Annotated in this window: 17 protein-coding genes; 13 read left to right on the forward strand and 4 right to left on the reverse strand. The window is 63.8% G+C overall.

What is annotated here, in order from left to right; all coding sequences use genetic code 11:
- Positions 1-6: 6 nt before the first annotated feature.
- From RI103_RS18525 to RI103_RS18555, 7 genes are all read left to right on the forward strand, one after another.
- Complete coding sequence (locus tag RI103_RS18525; RefSeq protein ID WP_310813350.1) at positions 7-2,388, forward strand: xanthine dehydrogenase family protein molybdopterin-binding subunit; 2,382 nt, start codon at positions 7-9, stop codon at positions 2,386-2,388.
- Between the two features lie 22 nt (positions 2,389-2,410).
- The gene (locus RI103_RS18530; RefSeq protein ID WP_310813351.1) at positions 2,411-3,208 is read left to right on the forward strand and encodes a xanthine dehydrogenase family protein subunit M; all 798 of its coding nucleotides are present in this window, start codon (positions 2,411-2,413) and stop codon (positions 3,206-3,208) included.
- A 132-nt stretch (positions 3,209-3,340) separates the two neighbouring features.
- Positions 3,341-4,228 (forward strand): MoxR family ATPase, encoded by an 888-nt coding sequence (locus tag RI103_RS18535; RefSeq protein WP_310813352.1) that lies wholly within the window; start codon positions 3,341-3,343, stop codon positions 4,226-4,228.
- 5 nt (positions 4,229-4,233) lie between these two features.
- Positions 4,234-5,616, forward strand: a complete 1,383-nt coding sequence (locus RI103_RS18540; RefSeq protein WP_310813353.1) for a VWA domain-containing protein — start codon at positions 4,234-4,236, stop codon at positions 5,614-5,616.
- A complete protein-coding gene (locus RI103_RS18545) occupies positions 5,607-6,200 on the forward strand; it encodes a carbon monoxide dehydrogenase subunit G (protein ID WP_310813354.1) in 594 nt (197 codons plus the stop codon). Before RI103_RS18540 ends, RI103_RS18545 begins: the two co-directional genes overlap by 10 nt.
- On the forward strand, positions 6,173-7,195 hold the full coding sequence (locus RI103_RS18550) for an XdhC family protein (RefSeq protein WP_310813355.1): 1,023 nt from the start codon (positions 6,173-6,175) through the stop codon (positions 7,193-7,195). Before RI103_RS18545 ends, RI103_RS18550 begins: the two co-directional genes overlap by 28 nt.
- Positions 7,196-7,298: 103 nt before the next feature.
- On the forward strand, positions 7,299-7,658 hold the full coding sequence (locus RI103_RS18555; protein ID WP_310813356.1) for a hypothetical protein: 360 nt from the start codon (positions 7,299-7,301) through the stop codon (positions 7,656-7,658).
- Between the two features lie 40 nt (positions 7,659-7,698).
- On the opposite strand, the gene RI103_RS18560 is transcribed toward RI103_RS18555, so the two are convergent.
- Positions 7,699-8,727, reverse strand: a complete 1,029-nt coding sequence (locus RI103_RS18560) for a serine/threonine protein kinase (protein WP_310813357.1) — start codon at positions 8,725-8,727, stop codon at positions 7,699-7,701.
- A gap of 103 nt (positions 8,728-8,830) precedes the next feature.
- Positions 8,831-9,043: a hypothetical protein gene (locus tag RI103_RS18565; RefSeq protein ID WP_310813358.1), complete on the reverse strand. Its 213-nt coding sequence runs from the start codon at positions 9,041-9,043 to the stop codon at positions 8,831-8,833.
- 424 nt (positions 9,044-9,467) lie between these two features.
- On the opposite strand from RI103_RS18565, the gene RI103_RS18570 reads away from it, so the two are divergent.
- From RI103_RS18570 to RI103_RS18590, 5 genes are all read left to right on the forward strand, one after another.
- On the forward strand, positions 9,468-12,650 hold the full coding sequence (locus tag RI103_RS18570) for an efflux RND transporter permease subunit (RefSeq protein WP_310813359.1): 3,183 nt from the start codon (positions 9,468-9,470) through the stop codon (positions 12,648-12,650).
- 88 nt (positions 12,651-12,738) lie between these two features.
- Complete coding sequence (locus tag RI103_RS18575; RefSeq protein WP_310813360.1) at positions 12,739-13,944, forward strand: efflux RND transporter periplasmic adaptor subunit; 1,206 nt, start codon at positions 12,739-12,741, stop codon at positions 13,942-13,944.
- Entirely contained in the window at positions 13,941-15,470 is a 1,530-nt protein-coding gene (locus RI103_RS18580) for an efflux transporter outer membrane subunit (protein ID WP_310813361.1), read from the forward strand. Before RI103_RS18575 ends, RI103_RS18580 begins: the two co-directional genes overlap by 4 nt.
- 151 nt (positions 15,471-15,621) lie before the next feature.
- Positions 15,622-16,905 (forward strand): MFS transporter, encoded by a 1,284-nt coding sequence (locus RI103_RS18585; protein ID WP_310813362.1) that lies wholly within the window; start codon positions 15,622-15,624, stop codon positions 16,903-16,905.
- Between the two features lie 273 nt (positions 16,906-17,178).
- Positions 17,179-17,364, forward strand: coding sequence for a hypothetical protein (locus RI103_RS18590; RefSeq protein ID WP_007179669.1), 186 nt, complete (start codon positions 17,179-17,181; stop codon positions 17,362-17,364).
- A gap of 65 nt (positions 17,365-17,429) precedes the next feature.
- Here the strand turns inward: RI103_RS18590 and mgrA are convergent, their stop codons facing one another.
- Positions 17,430-18,473 (reverse strand): L-glyceraldehyde 3-phosphate reductase, encoded by a 1,044-nt coding sequence (mgrA, locus tag RI103_RS18595; protein WP_310813363.1) that lies wholly within the window; start codon positions 18,471-18,473, stop codon positions 17,430-17,432.
- 213 nt (positions 18,474-18,686) lie between these two features.
- On the opposite strand from mgrA, the gene RI103_RS18600 reads away from it, so the two are divergent.
- A complete protein-coding gene (locus RI103_RS18600; RefSeq protein ID WP_132376382.1) occupies positions 18,687-18,893 on the forward strand; it encodes a DUF3185 family protein in 207 nt (68 codons plus the stop codon).
- Between the two features lie 75 nt (positions 18,894-18,968).
- On the opposite strand, the gene RI103_RS18605 is transcribed toward RI103_RS18600, so the two are convergent.
- The gene (locus tag RI103_RS18605; protein ID WP_310813364.1) at positions 18,969-19,730 is read right to left on the reverse strand and encodes a phytanoyl-CoA dioxygenase family protein; all 762 of its coding nucleotides are present in this window, start codon (positions 19,728-19,730) and stop codon (positions 18,969-18,971) included.
- Positions 19,731-19,774 lie beyond the last annotated feature (44 nt).

Consider the following 19,774-nt stretch of genomic DNA (forward strand, 5'->3'; position numbering starts at 1 on the left):
CCGACGATGAACGCACCCGACACTCACCTGATTGGCGCTTCCGTCGAACGTAAGGAAGACTATCGTTTCCTCACTGGCAACGGCCAATACACGGACGACATCGTCCTGCCCCAACAAACCTACGCGGTGTTCCTCCGCTCGCCTCACGCACACGCGAAGATCAACAGCATCGACACCGCCGCGGCCAAACAGTCGCCCGGCGTGGTCGCGATCTTCACCGGCGCGGACATGGCGGCTGACAACGTCGGCGGGCTGCCGTGCGGCTGGCTGATTCACAGCACCGACGGCAAACCGATGAACGAGCCGCCGCACCCGATCATCGCGCATACGAAAGTACGTCACGTCGGCGATCAGGTCGCGCTCGTGATCGCCGATTCGATCAAGGCCGCGAAAGATGCCGCCGAATTGATCGAAGTCGATTACGACGTGCTGCCGGCCGTGGTCGACACCGCCCATGCAGCCGACGCCGGCCAGCCCGCCGTGCACGACGAAGTGCCCGACAACATCTGCTACAACTGGGGCCACGGCGACAAAGCCGCCACCGACGCCGCCTTCGCCAAAGCCGCGCACGTCACCACGCTCGATATCGTCAACAACCGCCTGATCCCGAACGCGATCGAACCGCGCGCGGTCAACGCGAGCTATTCGGCGCAGGACGACAGCTATACGGTCTACGTCGCGAATCAGAATCCGCACGTGGAGCGCCTGCTGATGGCCGCGTTCGTGCTGTCGCTGCCGGAATCGAAACTGCGCGTGATCGCGCCGGACGTCGGCGGCGGCTTCGGCTCGAAGATTTTCCTGTACGCCGAAGACGTCGCGCTGACGTGGGCGTCGAAGAAAATCCGCCGTCCGGTGAAGTGGACGGCCGAGCGCTCGGAAGCGTTCGTCTCGGACGCGCACGGCCGCGATCACGTGACCAAGGCCGAACTGGCCATGGACGCGGACGGCAAGTTCCTCGGCATGCGCATCCACACCACCGCGAACATGGGCGCGTATCTGTCCACATTCGCGTCGAGCGTGCCGACCATTCTGTACGCCACGCTGCTCGCCGGCCAGTACGCCACGCCTGCGATCTACGCGGAAGTGAAAGCGGTCTTCACCAACACCGTTCCGGTGGACGCCTATCGCGGCGCGGGGCGCCCCGAAGCGACCTACGTCGTCGAGCGCCTGGTGGAAACCGCCGCTCGCGAGATGAAGCTCGATCCGGCGGAGATTCGCCGCCGCAATTTCATCCGCGAGTTTCCGTACGCGACGCCGGTCGGCCTCACCTACGACACCGGCGACTACGAGACGGTCCTCGCCCGCTCGCTCGAGCTCGCGGATGTCAAAGGCTTCGAAGCGCGCCGACAGGCATCGGAAAAGAACGGCAAACTTCGTGGCCTCGGCTACTCCTGCTATATCGAAGCGTGTGGTCTCGCGCCATCGAATATAGCGGGCGCGTTGGGCGCGCGGGCCGGCCTGTTCGAAGTCGGTCAGATTCGCGTGCATCCCACCGGGTCGGTCACCGTGTTCACGGGTTCGCATAGTCACGGCCAGGGACACGAAACCACCTTCGCACAAGTGGTGGCCGACCGGCTCGGCATCGCGCTGGACAGCGTGGAAATCGTCCACGGCGACACCGGCCGTATTCCGTTCGGCATGGGCACGTATGGCTCGCGCTCGATTGCGGTCGGCGGCTCGGCGATCATGAAGGCGCTCGACAAGATCGAAACCAAGGCCAAGAAGATCGCCGCGCATCTGCTCGAAGCCGCGGCGGAAGACATCGAGTTCAAGGACGGCGTGTTCCGCGTCGCGGGCACGGATCGCACCAAGGCGTTCGCGGACATCTCGCTCGCCGCCTACGTGCCTCACAACTATCCGCTCGATGTACTCGAACCGGGTCTCGAAGAAAGCGCGTTCTACGATCCGACCAACTTCACCTATCCATCCGGCGCGTACATCTGCGAAATCGAAGTCGACCCGGAGACAGGCGTCTGCCGGATCCAGCAGTTCACCGCCGTCGACGATTTCGGCAACGTGATCAATCCGATGATCGTCGAAGGACAGGTGCACGGCGGGCTCGCGCAGGGCATCGGCCAGGCCATGCTGGAGCGCTGCGTGTACGACAACGAGAGCGGCCAGTTGCTGTCCGGCTCGTACATGGACTACGCGATGCCGCATGCGTCGGATCTGCCTAACTTCACCGTCGAAACTGTCAAGGGCACGCCGTGCACGCACAATCCGCTCGGCGTGAAAGGCTGCGGCGAAGCGGGCGCGATCGGCTCGCCGCCGGCGGTGATCAACGCGATCCTCGACGCGCTGGCGCCGCTCGGCGTGACCGACCTGCAAATGCCGGCGACGCCGCATCGCGTGTGGTCGGCGATTCACGCAGCCAAGCAACCCCATTGAGATCCTGAGCGGAGCATTCGACATGTATTCATTCGAGTATCAACGCGCGACGGATCCCAAAGCGGCCGCCGCCAGCCTCACCGCCGACAGCGACGCGAAGTTTCTGGCCGGCGGCCAGAGCCTGTTGCCCACCATGCGGCTGCGCCTCGCCCAGCCGTCGCGGCTGATCGACGTGACGCGAATTCCCGCGCTCAAAGCGATCACCGTCGACGCCAAAACGGTGACGATCGGCGCCGCCGTATGTCACGCCGACGTCGCGGATCACGCGGAACTGCGGCGTGTATCGCCGGGGCTCGCGGATCTCGCCGCGCACATCGGCGATCGCCAGGTGCGCGCGCTCGGCACGATAGGCGGTTCGCTTGCCAACAATGACCCGGCCGCGTGTTATCCGGCCGCGGCAATGGCGTTAGACGCGACCATCGTCACGGACCGGCGGCGCATTGCATCGAGCGACTTCTTCGTCGGCATGTATGAGACGGCGTTGGAGCCCGATGAGCTAATCGTGGCCGTGGAGTTTCCAGTACCCGAGCGCGCGGCGTACGAGAAATTCCGCAATCCCGCTTCGCACTTTGCGTTGGTCGGCGTGTTCGTCGCGAAGTTCGCGAGCGGTGTGCGCGTGGCGGTGACGGGCGCGGCGGCATCGGTGTTTCGTGTGCCGGAACTGGAAAGCGCGCTGTCGGCGAACTTCGCGCCCGAGGCCGCACGCAGTGTGACGGTGTCGGCTGCCGACCTGAACACCGACATGCACGCGAGCGCCGAATACCGCGCGCATCTGATTCCGGTGCTGGCCGCGCGCGCGGTGACGAAGGCGAACGTTTAGCTTTTCCTCGCTGTTCGCGGCTGGTGTCGCCTGTGCTAGCACGGGCACATCAGCCGCATTCGCCCACGTACGCCAAGGCCGCTTCACTTCGTTGGCGTCGCTTCAGCTTCATCGCGCAGATTCGGGAGCACCATGCAGCCCGCTTCAATCGACGACACCCTCTCTCAACTCGCCGGCCAAAGCTATTTCGCCAGCCGCGAGCTGGCGACCGCGCTGTATCTCGCGCTGCGCATGGAGCGGCCGTTGTTTGTCGAAGGCGAGCCGGGCGTTGGCAAGACCGAGCTCGCCAAGGCCGCGGCGGGCATGCTCGGCACCTCGATGTTGCGCCTGCAATGTTATGAAGGTCTCGACACGGCAAGCGCGCTTTACGAATGGGACTATCCGCGGCAGATCATGGCGCTGCGTCTTGCCGAAGCGGCGGGCGAACGTCCCGACAACGACACCTTGTATCGCGGGGAATTTCTGCTGAAGCGTCCGTTGCTGCAAGCGCTGATGCCGGACGAAAATCATCCCGGCGCACGGCGCGTGTTGCTGATCGACGAGATCGACCGCGCCGACGAGCCGTTCGAAGCCTTTCTGCTGGAACTGCTTTCGGACTTTCAGGTATCGATTCCCGAATACGGCACGGTCCGCGCGGCGCAACCGCCGCTCGTCGTGATGACCTCCAACCGCACGCGCGAAGTGCACGACGCCTTGAAGCGCCGTTGCCTGTATCAATGGATCGGCTATCCCGAGCGCGATCGCGAGCTCGAAATCGTCGCTGCTCGCGCGCCGCAAACGTCGGCGGAATTGCAGCGGCGCGCGGTCGATTTCGTTCATCGGCTGCGTGGCATGGATCTGTTCAAGGCGCCCGGCATCGCCGAGACGATCGACTGGTGCCGCGCGCTGGAAGCGTTGTCGGTGACGGAACTCGATCCGCAATCGGTACACAACACGCTTGGCGTGCTGCTCAAGTATCAGGACGATCTGACGCGCGTCGACGCCGCGCAAATCGCGCAGTGTCTCGCCGCGCCTGGATAGCCAGCATGACGAACTCAATCGACGCGGGCAACAGCGACGCCTCGGGCCATGGCTCACGGCTTGACGCCGGCAACAGCGGCGCTGCAGGCGATTTCTCGCGCATTGGGCTGCCCGGTAAACACGGTGTGGCGCCGTCCTCATCTGGCGAGACTGCCACCTCGCCACTCGACGACACACCCACGCTCGCCCGCAACGTCGTCCATTTCGTGCGCGTGCTGCGCGGCGCCGGTTTGCCGATGTCGCCCGCGCAAGCCGTCGATGCGCTCGCCGCTTTGCACTGGATCGATCTGGGACGCCGCGACGACGTGCGCGCCGCCCTCGCCGCGTCACTGGTGTCCGCGCCCGACGAACGCGATCTGTTCAACGCCGCGTTCGATCTGTTCTGGCGCGATCCCGATTGGGAAGGCAAACTGCGCGCGCTGCTTCTGCCGAAAGTCCGCGACGGCCTGCCGCCTCCCAAACGCAATAACCGTCTCGCCGACGCGTTGGCCGTACGCGCGCCGAACTCGCCGAACGGCAAAGCGCCGCAGGAAACCGAGCAGCACGAACTGCACGCGCACGTCACCTTCAGCGCGGAAGAACGCTTACGCCATCGCGATTTCGACACCCTTTCCGCCGACGAATGGCGCACCTTGCGTCATCTGATTCGCGGCCAGCGTCTGCCGCTCGCCACCGAACCGACGCGTCGCCTGAAAGCCGCTTCGCACGGCACGCATGCGGACTTGCGCGCGAGCGCCCGCCACGCGGTGCGCGCGGGCGGCGACTGGACGGTGTGGAAATATCGCGCGGTGGTCGAGCGCAAGCCGCCGCTCGTGCTGCTGCTCGACATCTCCGGTTCGATGAGCAGCTATTCGCGCGCGGTGCTGTATTTCTGCCATGCGTTGCTGCAGTCGCGCGAGCGCTTGCAGGTGTTTCTGTTCGGCACGCGCCTCACCAACGCGACGCGCGCGCTGCGCGAACGCGATCCCGACGTGGCGATCGCGACGCTCACCGAGCAGGTGGTCGACTGGTCGGGCGGCACGCGGATCGGCGCGGCGCTCGCCGAATTCAACCGCCGCTGGGCGCGGCGCGTGCTGACTGGCCGCGCCACGGTGCTCCTCGTGACCGACGGCCTCGATCACGAAGCGATCCATGTGCTCGACACCGAGATGGCCCGGCTGCACCGCTTCGCATATCGCATCGTGTGGCTCAATCCGCTGCTGCGTTTCAGCGGCTTTTCTCCGAAAGCGCGCGGCGTGCAGGCGATCCTGCCCTACGTCGACGCGCATCGTCCGGTTCATAATCTAGACAGCCTGACGGCGTTCGGCCGCGACCTCGCGCAACTCACGCGCGCGCCGCGTCGCAGCGCCGGCGTTACGGGCACCGCAGGAGCGACATCATGGAATTGACCGAAACCCATACGCTACCCGTTTCGCAGCAACGCACATGGGACGCGCTGAACGACACGGAGATTCTGCGCGCCTGCATTCCGGGCTGCGAAAGCATCGACCCGGACGGCGAGAATGCCTATGTGGTGGCGCTGAGCGCCGCAGTCGGCCCGGTCAAGGCACGCTTCAAGGGGCGCATGCAACTCACCGACATCGAGGCGCCGAACTCGTACAGCATCGTGTTCGAAGGCCAAGGGGGCGCCGCGGGCTTCGCCAAAGGCAACGCGCACGTTTCGCTCGAAGCCGACGGCGAGGCCGCCACGAAGCTCAGCTACACGGCGAGCGCGCAGGTCGGCGGCAAGCTCGCGCAGATCGGCTCGCGGCTCGTCGACGGCGCGGCGCGTAAAATTGCAGGCGAATTCTTCAAGCGCTTCGGCGCCCAGGTAGGCGGCAGTGAAGGCGCGGCGGCTCCGGACGCGGGGGAGAATGCAGCGGATCACGCGTTGCCGCACAATACAGCATCGAATGAGGCCGCGGACGGCGAGTCCGGCGGCGACGCAACGAAAAGGAAGAAATCATGGACAGCGTGGATCTCGAAGTCCTGAAGTCCAGCGCACGCTGGCTGGAAGAAGGACATCGCGCGCTACTGGTAACGGTGGTGAAGACGTGGGGCTCGTCGCCGCGTCCCGAGGGCGCAATGCTCGCGGTACGCGACGATGGACTCGTGGTGGGCTCGGTATCGGGCGGCTGCATCGAAGACGATCTGATCGACCGTGTGCGGCAGCGGGGTATCGAGCAGACGCAGCCGGAAGCGGTCAAATACGGCATCACGGCGGAGGAAGCGCATCGCTTCGGCTTGCCATGCGGCGGCACGATCCAGCTCGTGCTCGAACCGTTGACGCTGCAAAGCGGCATTGCCGAACTGTGCAACGCAGTGGAAAACGGCCGCCTTGTGGCGCGCGAAGTGAATATGTCGACGGGCGCGACGCAGCTTGAAGACGCGCAGGCAACCGACGGCGTGCATTTCGACGGCGAGCGTCTACTGACGATTCACGGTCCGCGTTACCGAATGCTGGTGATCGGCGCGGGGCAGTTGTCGCGCTATCTGTGCCATATCGCGGTCGGGCTCGATTATCAGGTCACCGTGTGCGATCCGCGCGAGGAGTACACCGAGGAGTGGAACATTCCCGGCACGAAGATCGTGCGCACCATGCCCGACGACACGGTGATCGAGATGAAGCTCGACGAACGCTGCGCGGTAATCGCCCTGACGCATGACCCGAAACTCGACGATCTCGCGCTGATGGAAGCGCTGAAGACACCGGCGTTTTATGTCGGCGCGCTGGGCTCGCGAAGGAATAATCAGGCACGGCGCGAACGTCTCAAGGAGTTCGATCTGAACGATACCGAGTTGGCCCGCTTGCATGGACCGGTCGGGATTTACATCGGCAGCCGCACGCCGCCGGAAATCGCGGTGTCGATTCTTGCCGAGGTGACGGCGGCCAAGAACGGCGTTTCGCTGCCGACCTTGCTTCAGGTCGAAGGCGCCAAGGCTGCGCGCGAGGTTGCGGCTTCCGGCGGGACGGCTTGCAGCGTTTGAGATTTGTTCAAGCGCAACGCGCGGCATGCGCTTGACATCCGCGCGGCGCAAACCGACTCTAACTGGCGATCCCGTCAACGTTACGTTCGGATACCAGCCTGCCATGCGCCTCTCTTTCCTGGTCTGTCTTGCCTCTTTCGGCTGGCTTGCCGGCATCCACGGCGCGGGCGCGAGCGTTCCCGCCAAACTGCCGGCCAATTTCCGCGTGCTCGACATGCCGGACGCGAAACGAACCCAGGATCGCTTCGTCGATTTCCAGTCGCAATACACGTTCGATCCGCTCAGCAACGTTGTCGCGATGACGCGCGACGGCACCACGCATTTCGACAGCGACGTCTGCACGCCCGACGATTTCGCGCAGATGCGTCCCGCGATCGAAGCGATCGGGCGCGACGTGCGTGCGGAAGTGATCGTCAGATCGACGCTGGTGGAGCCGTCTAGCGTTGCTTCGCAGGCGCCATGAGCGCCTGCTTCAGAGAGCGCATCCTTCAATCAGGACGCACTCAAACGGGCCAGAGCGGCCCTTCCTGCATCGCGCCAAGCTGCTCGCGCAACTCGAGGATGCGGTCTTCCCAGTAACGCTGCGTGTTGAACCACGGAAACGCCGCGGGGAATGCCGGATCGTCCCAGCGACGTGCGAGCCACGCCTGATAGTGAATCAGCCGCAGCGTGCGCAGCGCTTCGACCAGATAGAGTTCGCGCGGCTCGAAGTCGCAGAAGTCTTCGTAGCCGGCGAGCAGATCCGCCAGCGCGCGCGATGCTTCCACACGCTCGCCAGGCAGCAACAGCCACAAGTCCTGCACCGCCGGTCCCATGCGGCTGTCGTCGAAATCGACGAAATGCGGCCCCGCGTCGGTCCACAACACATTGCTCGGATGGCAGTCGCCATGCATGCGCAACATGCGGATGTCGCCGGCCCGTTCAAACGCGCGCTCCACACCTTCGAGCGCAAGGTTCACCACGGTTTCCCACGCGGTGCGCAAGTCTTCCGGCACGAAACGGTGGGCGAGCAGAAAGTCGCGCGGTTCGTAGCCGAAGGTGTGGATATCGAGTGTGGGACGTTCGGTGTAGTTCTGCGTCTGTCCGACCGCATGGATGCAGCCGATGAAACGCCCAAGCCATTCGAGCGTGTCGCGCCGGTCGAGATCCGGCGCGCGGCCACCGCGACGCTCGAAGATGGAGAAGCGGAAGCCGTCGAAGGTATGCAGCGTGCGGCCCTCGAGGACACGCGCGGGCACGGCCGGAATCTCACGCGCGGCGAGATCGGCAACGAAAGCGTGTTCTTCGAGAATGGCGGCGTCGCTCCAGCGCTCGGGACGGTAGAACTTTGCGACCACGGGCGGGCCGTCTTCCACGCCCACCTGGTACACGCGATTCTCGTAGCTGTTGAGCGGCAGCATGCGGCCGTCAGTGCGCACGCCGATTGTGCTGAGCGCGCTGTCGAGCGCGTCGAGCACGATTTCCGGCTTGAGCCGGGCGAAAGGCACAGCGCTGTTCGCGCTGTCCTGTGGATCGAGGATGTCGTCGTTCATGCCCGCATTGTGCGCCGCGCGGCCGTCAAAGACGAGGGCGAAGGCTCACAACGCGGAACCACCGACGCTTACAACTTGCACACGCCTTGCATTCAAACTGCGTTCAATGCATCTGCGCGCTCGACGGTCGCACCATCTCGCCCGTATCGATCAGGTCTTCAAGGAAAAAGGGTTCAGTGTTCAGGTGCGGCGAAGCGCCGGGCTCGCCGGCATACCACGCCACCATGGCCATGTCGCCGAGAATGCGCATGACGATCCCGCGCGCGCCTTGCGGCACGGCGATATGGACCGATCGGACAATGGAACCGATTTGCATGATGTTTCCCCGTTCTCCCATAGCCGGCTTTATGATTTCACGCCGGTCAAGGTGATGATAAAAGCGTCGCTACGCCGATAACGTTGCGTACGCACCCAATCTGCCGCGCGCGGGACGCGTGAGAGGTTCGAGTCATTGTTCCCGTTTTGCGGGGCCGAGGAAAGCGCGAATCAAGGCTCTTTACCCTTGTTTCGCCCTATTCCCATTACGGCGGGCTGGACCGATGATTCGGAGCGTAACGCGTCGCAACGAGACCATCATAAACCCTGCTGGGGTGAGATATCAAAAACGTGCACCAACTAGACCATTTGCTCGACCTGACCGCCACGCCGGCCTTTGCGCGCTGCTGCGGCGCGCGTCCCGCCTCTCACGTTCGCCACGTCTATGGCGTCGCCTTGTGCGGCTTTGAGCGGCCGAACTAGTCATGTGGATCGTTCGCCTCGCGCTACGGCGCCCGTATACGTTCGTCGTCCTGGCCCTGCTATTGCTGATCGTCGGACCTTTGACGATCCTGCGCACGCCCACCGACATCTTCCCCAATATCGACATTCCAGTGCTCTCGGTGATCTGGTCGTATAACGGCCTGCCCGCTGACGAAATGGAAAAGCGCATCGTGCTCAACTACGAGCGTGGGCTGTCCACGGCGGTCAACGATATCGAGCACACCGAGTCGACCTCGCTGAACGGCATCGCGGTGGTCAAGATCTTTTTCCAGCCGCACGCGAATATCGATGAAGCGCTGGCCGAAGTCACCGCGCTTTCGCAAACGCAATTGCGCTCGCTGCCGCCCGGCATCACGCCGCCGAATATCCTGCGCTACAACGCTTCGACGGTGCCGATCCTGCGGCTCGCGCTGTCGTCCGCCTCGCTCACCGAGCAGGAGCTATTCGACTTCGGCAACAACTTCCTGAAGACGCAGCTCGCCACTGTGCCCGGCGCGTCCGCGCCGCTGCCGTACGGCGGCAAGCAGCGGCAAATCATGGTCGATATCGATTCGCGCAAACTGCAGGAGCGCAATCTTTCGCCGATGGACGTGGTCAACGCGGTCACCGCACAAAATCTGATCCTGCCCTCGGGCACCGCGAAAATCGGCTCGACCGAATACTCGGTGCAAATGAACGGCAGCCCGGATTCGCTGGCTGGCCTGAACAATATTCCGATCAAATCCACCGCCAACGGCACCGTTTATATTCGCGACGTCGCTCATGTGCGCGACGGTTTCCAGCCGCAAACCAATATCGTGCGCGTCAACGGCCAGCGTGCCGCGCTGCTGACCATCAACAAGAGCGGCAATACGTCCACGCTCGAAATCGTCGACCGCATCAAGACGATGATGCCGACGCTGCGCAATCTCGTGCCCGCTTCGCTGAATATCGATCCCGTTGCCGATCAGTCGCTGTTCGTGCGTGCTTCCGTGCAAGGCGTGTTGCGCGAGGCGCTGATCGCGGCATGCCTGACCGGTCTGATGATTCTGCTGTTTCTCGGCAACTGGCGCGCCACGTTGATCATCGCCGTGTCGATTCCGCTGTCGATGATCACCTCGATCATCGCGCTCTCCCTGCTCGGCGAGACCATCAACATCATGACGCTCGGCGGGCTCGCGCTGGCGGTCGGCATTCTGGTGGACGATGCGACCGTGGCGATCGAAAACATCAGCCATCAACTGGAGCAGGGCAAGACGCTCGAACAGGCGATTCTCGACGGCGCGCATCAGATTGCGATTCCGACGCTGGTGTCGACCTTGTCCATCTGCATCGTGTTCGTGCCGATGTTTCTGTTGACGGGCGTCGCGCACTATCTGTTCATCCCGCTCGCCGAGGCGGTGGTGTTCGCGATGCTGGCCTCCTACTTCTTCTCGCGAACGCTCGTGCCGACGCTCGCGAAATACCTGCTGCGTTATCACCACAAGCCGGCGGATCCGCACCACGCGCCGGCGCAAACGCGCAATCCGTTCATGCGCGTGCACTATGCATTCGAAGGCGGCTTCTCGCGTTTGCGCGACCGCTATCGCGTGTTTCTCGAAGCGCGCGTCGCGCGGCCGGGTCTGTTCGTCACGCTGTTTCTGGCCTGCTGTGGCGCGTCGATGCTGCTGATGCCGTTTCTCGGCCGCGACTTTTTTCCAGCCGTCGACGCCGGCACGATCGCGCTGCATCTGCGCGCGAAAACCGGCATGCGGGTGGAGGAAACCGCGGTAGTGACCGATCGTGTGGATACGCGGATCCGTCAGGCGATCCCGCCGGGCGAGTTGCATTCGATCATCGACAATATCGGCTTGCCGGTTTCGGGCATCAACCTCTCGTACAGCAACACCGGCACGATCGGCACTTCGGATGCGGACGTGCTGATCACGCTCAATCCCGATCATCACCCGAGCGCCGACTACGTGCGCACGCTGCGGCGCACGCTCACCGACGAATTCCCCGGCGTGCAGTTCGCCTTCCTGCCCGCGGATATCGTCAGTCAAACGCTCAACTTCGGCATGCCGTCGCCGATCGATATTCAGATCGTCGGCCGTGATGTGGCCGGCAATCGCGTGTTCGCCGCGAAACTGCTGAATCGGCTGCGCACGGTGCCGGGTCTCGTCGACGCCCGCATCCAGCAACCCGCGGATTTGCCGCGCATCTTTATCGACGTGGACCGTACACGTGCGCAGCAAGCCGGTTTCTCGCAACGCGACATCGCGAGCAATCTGCTGATCACGCTGTCCGGCAGCCAGCAAACCACGCCGACGTTCTGGCTCAATCCGCGCAACGGCGTGAGCTACAACGTGATCACCGAAGCGCCGCAATACACGATCGATTCGCTGCAATCGCTCGCCAACATTCCGCTGAACGCCAACGGCCGCAGCAATATTCTCGGCTCGCTCGCCAGCATGAGGCGCGAAGCGGGCAACGCGACGCTCACGCACTACAACGCGCAGACCACCATCGATATATTCGGCACCGCCGACGGCCGCGATCTCGGCGGCGTGTCCGACGACATCAGCAAGATCATCGACGACGCCAAGGCCGATCTGCCCAAGACCTCGACCATCGAAATGCGTGGCCAGGTGCAGACCATGAACGATTCGTTCTCGGGCCTATTCGCGGGTCTCGTGTTCGCGATTCTGCTGGTGTACCTGCTGATCGTGGTGAATTTCCAGTCGTGGCTCGATCCGTTCATCATCATCACCGCGTTGCCGGGCGCGCTCGCGGGCATCGTGTGGATGCTGTTTCTCACGCACACCACGCTGTCGATTCCCGCGCTCACGGGCGCGATCATGTGTATCGGCATTGCCACCGCCAACTCGATTCTCGTCATCAGCTTCGCGCGCGAGCAGTTGCTCGAACACGGCGACGCCACGCGCGCGGCGATCGAAGCGGGCTTCACGCGTTTTCGTCCGGTGCTGATGACGGCGCTCGCGATGGTGATCGGCATGGTGCCGATGGCGATCGGTCTCGGCGAAGGCGGCGAGCAGAATGCGCCGCTCGGGCGCGCGGTGATCGGCGGCCTGACGATCGGCACGCTGGCCACATTGATTTTCGTCCCGGTGGTGTTCTCGATGATCTACCGGCGACTCGCGGCACGTCGCTTGCGCGCGGCTGAGCACGTGGTGCAGAAGCCATGACGTATAGCGCCACCGCGATCGTGTCAGCAAGAGCAAGTAACACAAGAGGCAGCTTCGACTGCCCACGCATCTTTACAGGGGAAGTTTGATGGAAGGAAAACGTCCAGACAGTTCCAGCGCCGCGCACGATCCGGCAAAGGCAAAGCGCGCACGCTGGATCGGGATCGCGGTTGCCGTGGCGGTCCTCGCCTTGGCGGCACAAGGTATCTGGTCGCGCCACGACGCGCACGCGGCGCTCGAACACGATGCCGAGCATGCGAGCCAGACGAGCGTCGAGGTCGTGCGGCCGCAGAAGTCGTCTGCCGGACTCGATCTCGTGCTGCCCGGCAATGTGCAGGCCTTTCTCGATACACCGATCTACGCGCGCACCAACGGCTATCTGAAGAAGTGGTACGCCGACATCGGCGCGCACGTGAAGAACGGCCAGTTGCTGGCGGAGATCGACACGCCCGAAGTGGACGATCAACTGCGCGCGGCTCGCGCCGATCTCGCGAACGCCAACGCCAACTATGCGCTCGCCAAAAGCACCGCCGACCGCTGGACCGACATGCTGAAAAGCAAATCGGTCTCGAAGCAGGAAACCGACGAGAAGGTCGGCGACATGCTCGCGAAGAAAGCCACTCTCGACGCCGCGCGTTTCAACGTGGCGCGGCTCGAGAAGACGCAGTCGTTCCAGAAGGTCTACGCGCCGTTCGACGGCATCGTGACGGCGCGCAACGTCGATGTCGGCGCGCTGATCGACGCGGGCAGTTCCGGTGGCCCAGCGAAGGAACTGTTTCATGTCGCGCAGGCGGATCGCCTGCGCGTCTATGTGAATGTGCCGCAATCCTACGCGCAGCAGGTTCGCGCGCAGCAGACCGCGTTTCTGACGCTGACCGAGACGCCGTCGAAACATTATCCGGGCACCGTGGCGCGCACCGCCGGCGCCGTCGATCCGCAACAACGCACGATGCTGGTCGAAGTCGATGTCGACAACCGTAATGGCGATTTGCTGCCGGGCGCATATGCGCAAGTGCATTTCGCGTTGGGCACGGGCGCGGCGCCGTTCACGCTGCCCGGCAACGCGCTGCTGTTCCGCCCGGACGGTGTGAAAGTCGCGACCGTCGACGCGCAACACAAGGTAAAGCTCGTGCCGGTGTCGTTGGGCACGGACTTCGGCACGCGTGTGGCGATCGTGTCCGGCTTGCAAGGCGATGAGCAGGTGATCCTGAATCCGCAGGACTCGATCGTCGATGGCGCACCGGTGCGGATCGTGCCGGCGAAAGCGGCTGAACCGACGGGTGCGTCGTCATGAACGCGCCGACATCCCGTCGCCGGTTCGTCGCGCCACTGCCGCGCCACGTCTCGCTGCGCGCGTCCGCCCTGGCATTAGCAGGCGCATGCGCACTCACCGCCTGCACTGTCGGCCCAGACTACGTGAAGCCGACCATCACCACTGCTGCAACCTACAAGGAACTCGACGGCACCGGCTGGAAACCCGCCCAACCCGCCGACACACTCACACGCGGCGCATGGTGGAGCGTCTACGCGGACCCGTCGCTCGACGCTCTCGAACAGCAGGTCGCGAGCGCGAACCAGAACGTGCAGGCCGCCGAAGCGCGCTTTCGCGCCGCCCGCGCAACCGTGGCGCAATATCGCTCGAGCTTCTTCCCGGTCGTCACCGCGAGCGGCGCCTATTCGCGCGCGCGTTCGTCGGAGAACGTGCTGCACAAATCGACCGCCGGCCTCACGCTGAACGACTACCTCGTGCAAGCCGACGCGTCGTGGGAACCGGACCTGTGGGGCCGCGTGTCGCGCAGCGTCGAAGGCGCAAAAGCCGAAGCGCAGGCCAGCGCCGCCGATGCGCAAGCCGCGCTCCTGTCGATGCAGGCCGAACTCGCCACCGACTATTTCGAATTGCGCGGACTCGATCAGGAGCGCCAACTACTCGACGGCACGCTCGAGGCCTACAGGCAAGCGCTTGATCTGACGCAACACCGCTACGCCGGCGGCATCGCCACGGACGCCGATGTCGCGCAGGCGCAGACGCAACTGAAGACGACCCAGGCGCAAGCACTCGACCTTGGCGTGCAGCGCGCGCAACTCGAACACGCGATTGCGATCCTGATCGGCCAGCCGCCTTCCACGCTTTCGTTGCCGGTTGCGCCGCTCAGCGCGGTGCCGGTCGTGGCGGCGGCGGGCGTGCCGTCCGCGCTGCTCGAACGCCGCCCGGACATAGCGGCGGCGGAACGGCACGTCGCCGATATGAACGCGCAGATCGGCGTGGCGACGGCGGCGTTTTTTCCAAACCTCATTCTGTCCGTGACGGGCGGCCTCGAAGCGACCAACTACAGTCAATGGTTGCTGGCACCGAGCCGGTTGTGGTCGCTCGGGCCGACCTTGGCGGGCACGCTGCTCGACTTCGGCGGACGCGCCTCCGTGAAGGAACAGACCCTTGCGCACTACGACGAAAGCGTCGCGCAGTACCGGCAGACGGTGCTGACCGCCTTCGGCCAGATCGAGGACAATCTCGCCGCGCTACGCGTGCTCGAACAGGAAGCGACCGCGCAGGCTGATGCGGTGGACGCCGCGCAGCGTGCGCTCACGGTCGTATCGAATCGCTATAAAAACGGCGCGATCACGTATCTCGACGTGGTGGTCGCGCAAACCACCGCGCTCACCAACGAGCGCGACGCCGTGTCGATCGCGCGTCGAAGAATGGCGGCGAGCGTGGCGTTGATCAAGGCGCTCGGCGGCGGCTGGGACGCGTCCGCGCTGCCGACAGACGAGCAGATCGTGCATCCGACCGCACCCGCGAGCGATGCGGCGGCGCACGGGTAGGCGTCGTTTTTCGATGCCGCAAAAAGGGCGTCGAGCACGTCGTCTGGTCGCGTTGTAACGGCGGCCGACTGTGCGCCCCGCCGACCCGGGCGTTCTTTACAGCGTATCCTTAACTGCTTTGCGTCCTTTGCACCCCTGAGGAGATTTTTTCGTGACCCCGCCGCCGGATGCCCACCGGACTGCTACTTCGGCTGCTCCCGCTTCTTCGCTCGCTTCTTCCAACGCTTCCGCCGTGCCCGACATCCCTTACCTCGAACGCGGCACACGCGCGTACTGGCGCGCCAGCATCGCGCTGCTGTTCGCCGGCTACGCGACGTTCTCGCTTCTTTATTGCGTGCAGCCCTTGCTGCCGTCGTTTTCGACGGCGTTCAACGTGACGCCGGCACAAAGCAGCCTGTCGCTCTCGCTGACCACGGCAGCGCTCGCGCTCGCCGTGTTCGTCGCCGGCTTCGTCTCGGAAGGCTGGAGCCGTCACACGCTGATGACGCTGTCGCTCACCCTTTCCGCGCTGCTGACCATCGGCGCGTCGATCGCGCCGCAGTGGCATCAACTGCTCGTGCTGCGCACGCTCGAAGGTCTTGCGCTCGGCGGCGTGCCCGCCGTCGCGATGGCCTATCTCGCGGAAGAAGTGCACCCCGACGGCCTCGGCCTCGCGATGGGACTCTATGTCGGCGGCACGGCGATCGGCGGGATGGCGGGACGCGTGATCACCGGCGTGGTCGCGGATCTGTTTTCGTGGCGCGTCGCGATCGGCACGATCGGCGTGCTCGGCCTTCTGTCGATGCTCGCGTTTCGCGCGCTGCTGCCACCGTCACGCCACTTCGTGCCGCGGCGCGGACTCGGCTTCACGCATCACCGCACTGCCCTGCTCAAGCAATTCACGCGACCCGGACTGGCTCTGCTGTTTCTGCTCGGCTTCGTGCTGATGGGCAGCTTCGTCACGCTGTACAACTACATCGGCTACCGGTTGCTCGCGGCGCCTTATCAATTGAATCAGACGGAGATCGGCGCGATCTTCGTCGTGTATCTGACGGGCGTGGTCGCCTCGCCGTGGTCGGGACGCATGGCCGATACGTTCGGCCGCGCTCGCGTGCTCACCGCCAGCCTGCTGTTGATGCTGCTCGGTCTCGCGCTCACCATGTTGCATCCGCTGGCGGCGATTGCGGCCGGCATCGCGTGCGTCACGTTCGGCTTCTTCGCCGGACATTCGGTGGCGAGCAGCTGGGTGGGACGCCTCGCCAAGGATGCAAAAGGTCAGGCCGCCGCGCTGTATCTGCTCGCGTATTACATCGGTTCGAGCGTGGTCGGCTCATATGGCGGCCACGTGTGGGCCGGTTTCGGATGGAACGGTGTCGCGGGGTTGGTGGGTGTGCTGCTGCTCATTGGCCTGGTTGCAACGATGCGCTTGCGCGGACGTGAGCAACCTCGCACCTGATGCTCGCCCAACCACCCAGCGCGCATTGAACGGCCCCAAAACGTAAGGCCGACGTAAGCGCACGCTACATTTTTTGCGCCGTATTTGCTGCGTCGCGGCAATCGCGGCGGCCCTTGCCGCGCCGGGTTCAGCGGCTTGCGAAAAGCCGCTGCAGCGCCGCAAAGCGTCGCTATATCGACCTGACTTGTCTCCTATACTCAAAACTAGCGTGGGCGGTGCATGACTCCATCAATGGAGCCGCCGCCTTCGCCAGTAATACATAAGGAGACGAGAATGACGACCTACTTCACGATCGGCGATTTCATCCTGGTCATCCCGATGGCACTGGCCGGGGCTTTGTTTGTCGGTGCGCTTCCCTGCAAGACGGAATTCCGGCACAACGCGTTGCGCGTGCTTGGCGCGCTGATCGGCGTGGTGTTCGCGGTCGTGCTGGTCGAAGGTTTGCCGGCGCTCGTCTAGAAGAAAAAAGCCGCCCCGTGGGCGGCTTTTCTATTGCTACGGCGTGAAAGGCCAAGGCGCGAGGATCAGATCGCCTGATCCGTCGACGGCTTTTCCCACAGGTTGATGCCGCCTTCGGTCGCATAGCGGTCGATCTCGGCAAGTTCGTTCTTGGAGAACGCAAGGTTCTTCAGCGCACCGACGTTTTCACGCACCTGCTCCGCGCGGCTTGCACCGATCAGCACGGAGGTCACACGCGGATCGCGCAGCGCCCACGCGAGTGCCATCTGCGCGAGGCTCTGGCCGCGACGTTGCGCGATGTCGTTGAGTTTGCGCACGTGCTCGATGTTTTGCGCGCTCAAGTGCTCCTGCTTCAACGAACCGCCGCCCGGCTTGTTGACGCGCGCGTCTTCCGGCACGCCGTTCAGATATTTGCCGGTGAGCAGACCCTGGGCCAGCGGCGTGAACGCGATGGCGCCCGCGCCGACCTTCTCCAGCGTATCCAGCAGCTCCTTTTCGATCCAGCGATTGAGCATGTTGTACGCGGGCTGATGGATCAGCAACGGCACCTTGTACTCGGCGAGCAGCTTCGCCATTTCGAGCGTCTTGGTTGCCGAGTACGACGAGATCCCGATGTACAGCGCCTTGCCCTGCTGCACAGCGCTCGCCAATGCACCGGCGGTTTCTTCGAGCGGTGTGTCGGCATCGAAACGATGTGAATAGAAAATATCGACGTAGTCGAGACCCATGCGTTGCAGGCTCTGATCGAGACTCGCGAGCACGTATTTGCGCGAGCCGCCGCCTTGACCGTACGGACCCGGCCACATGTCCCAACCGGCCTTCGACGAAATCAGCAGTTCATCGCGATACGGTTTGAAATCATCCTTGAAGAGTCGGCCGAAATTGGTTTCGGCGCTGCCGTACGGCGGCCCGTAGTTGTTGGCGAGGTCGAAGTGCGTGATACCCAGATCGAAGGCCGTGCGCAAGATGTCGCGCTGCGTGGAGATCGGCGTGGTGTCGCCGAAGTTGTGCCATAGACCGAGCGACAGCGCCGGTAGTTTGAGACCCGACTTGCCGCAGACGCGGTACTGCATATCCGAATAGCGTTCTGAAGCTGCTTCGTAAGCCATTGCTAGTGTCCTTGATGGTGAAGGTGCCCGACATGTGCGGGCATGGGCAATTGCATGCTGCGGGAGGCGTGCTGCTTTATTTTTGTAGGAGGATGCGGCCAGACCGCTATGGTAGCGAATCGACGTGATGCATGCAGACACCCAGTATGCGGGATGGACGATCGCTTGCAGCTCCCCTACACTTTGCCCGACTCAAGCTTATGGGAGAGGTCAATGACGAAGGCGATTTCCATCGCGTTGATTGTCGGCGGTGTGGTGCTGCTGTATTTCGGCGGGCAGGCGTTCAATTCGGTGAGCAGCGACGTCTCGCGCGTCTTCACCGGTTCGCCGACCAACAAGGCGATCATGCTGATCGTGGGCGGTGTCGTCGCCACGATCGCCGGCCTGACGGGAATGGCTTTGTCGGGACGCAAGCGGTGACAGCGTGCGCGACCGCGCGGCGCTCGGGGTTCTCAGCGTATGAACCCGATGCGTCGCCGCGGGAGATCGAAAAACCTAGAACGCCACTTCGGGCTTCCCAGCCGAACGGGTTCCCGGCAACGGCACATTGCTCGCGCCGTGATAGGTGTACACCAGCGAAAACTTCACCTGGTCGGTGATGTTCTTGCCGGCCGAGTGCAAGGTATTGCAGTGAAAGAACACCACGTCGCCGGCGTTCAATTCAGGCGACACCGCAGTGCGAATCCATTCCCGATTCTCTTCCAGATCGGAGCGGAAGAATTTGGCCTGATCGAACCGCTCGGATGTGAACGCGGCGCTGTGTGACTTCGGCACCAGCCACAGCGCGCCGTTATCCACCGTCTCCGCGCCGACGGCGAGCCAAACCGACACCAGATCGTCCCGCTCGAACGACCAGTACCGCACATCGCGATGCCAGCCGGTCAGGCTGCCATACGCAGGATGCTTGGTCATCATGCAGTTATGGTGCGCGCGCGACAGGCGCGGCTCTTCACCGAAATACAACTCCATCCAGCCGCGAATTTCCGGCGCGGTCGCCCATTGCGCGAAACTCGGATGACGTCCGTACGCATCCAGCAGCCGCCGCACCGTATGGCCGCCCGGCGCCTGTTTGGAGGTCGGCGCGCCGGGATATTGCAGGTCCGCTTCGAACTCGATCGGCGCCGCCGCTTCCTGCAACTGATGCTGTGCAATCTGCTTCAACTCATCGCAACGCTCGGGCGACACCAATCCGGGCACCACGACAAAACCCTGCTCCCGCAACGTCTGAATCTGCTCTTTCTTGGAATGAAGTGACATTGGTGTTCCGTTACTGTCCACAAGCTGATGCTCGATTGTAAAAC

It is taken from the genome of Paraburkholderia sp. FT54, from assembly GCF_031585635.1.
In the GTDB taxonomy this organism is placed as follows: Bacteria; Pseudomonadota; Gammaproteobacteria; order Burkholderiales; family Burkholderiaceae; genus Paraburkholderia.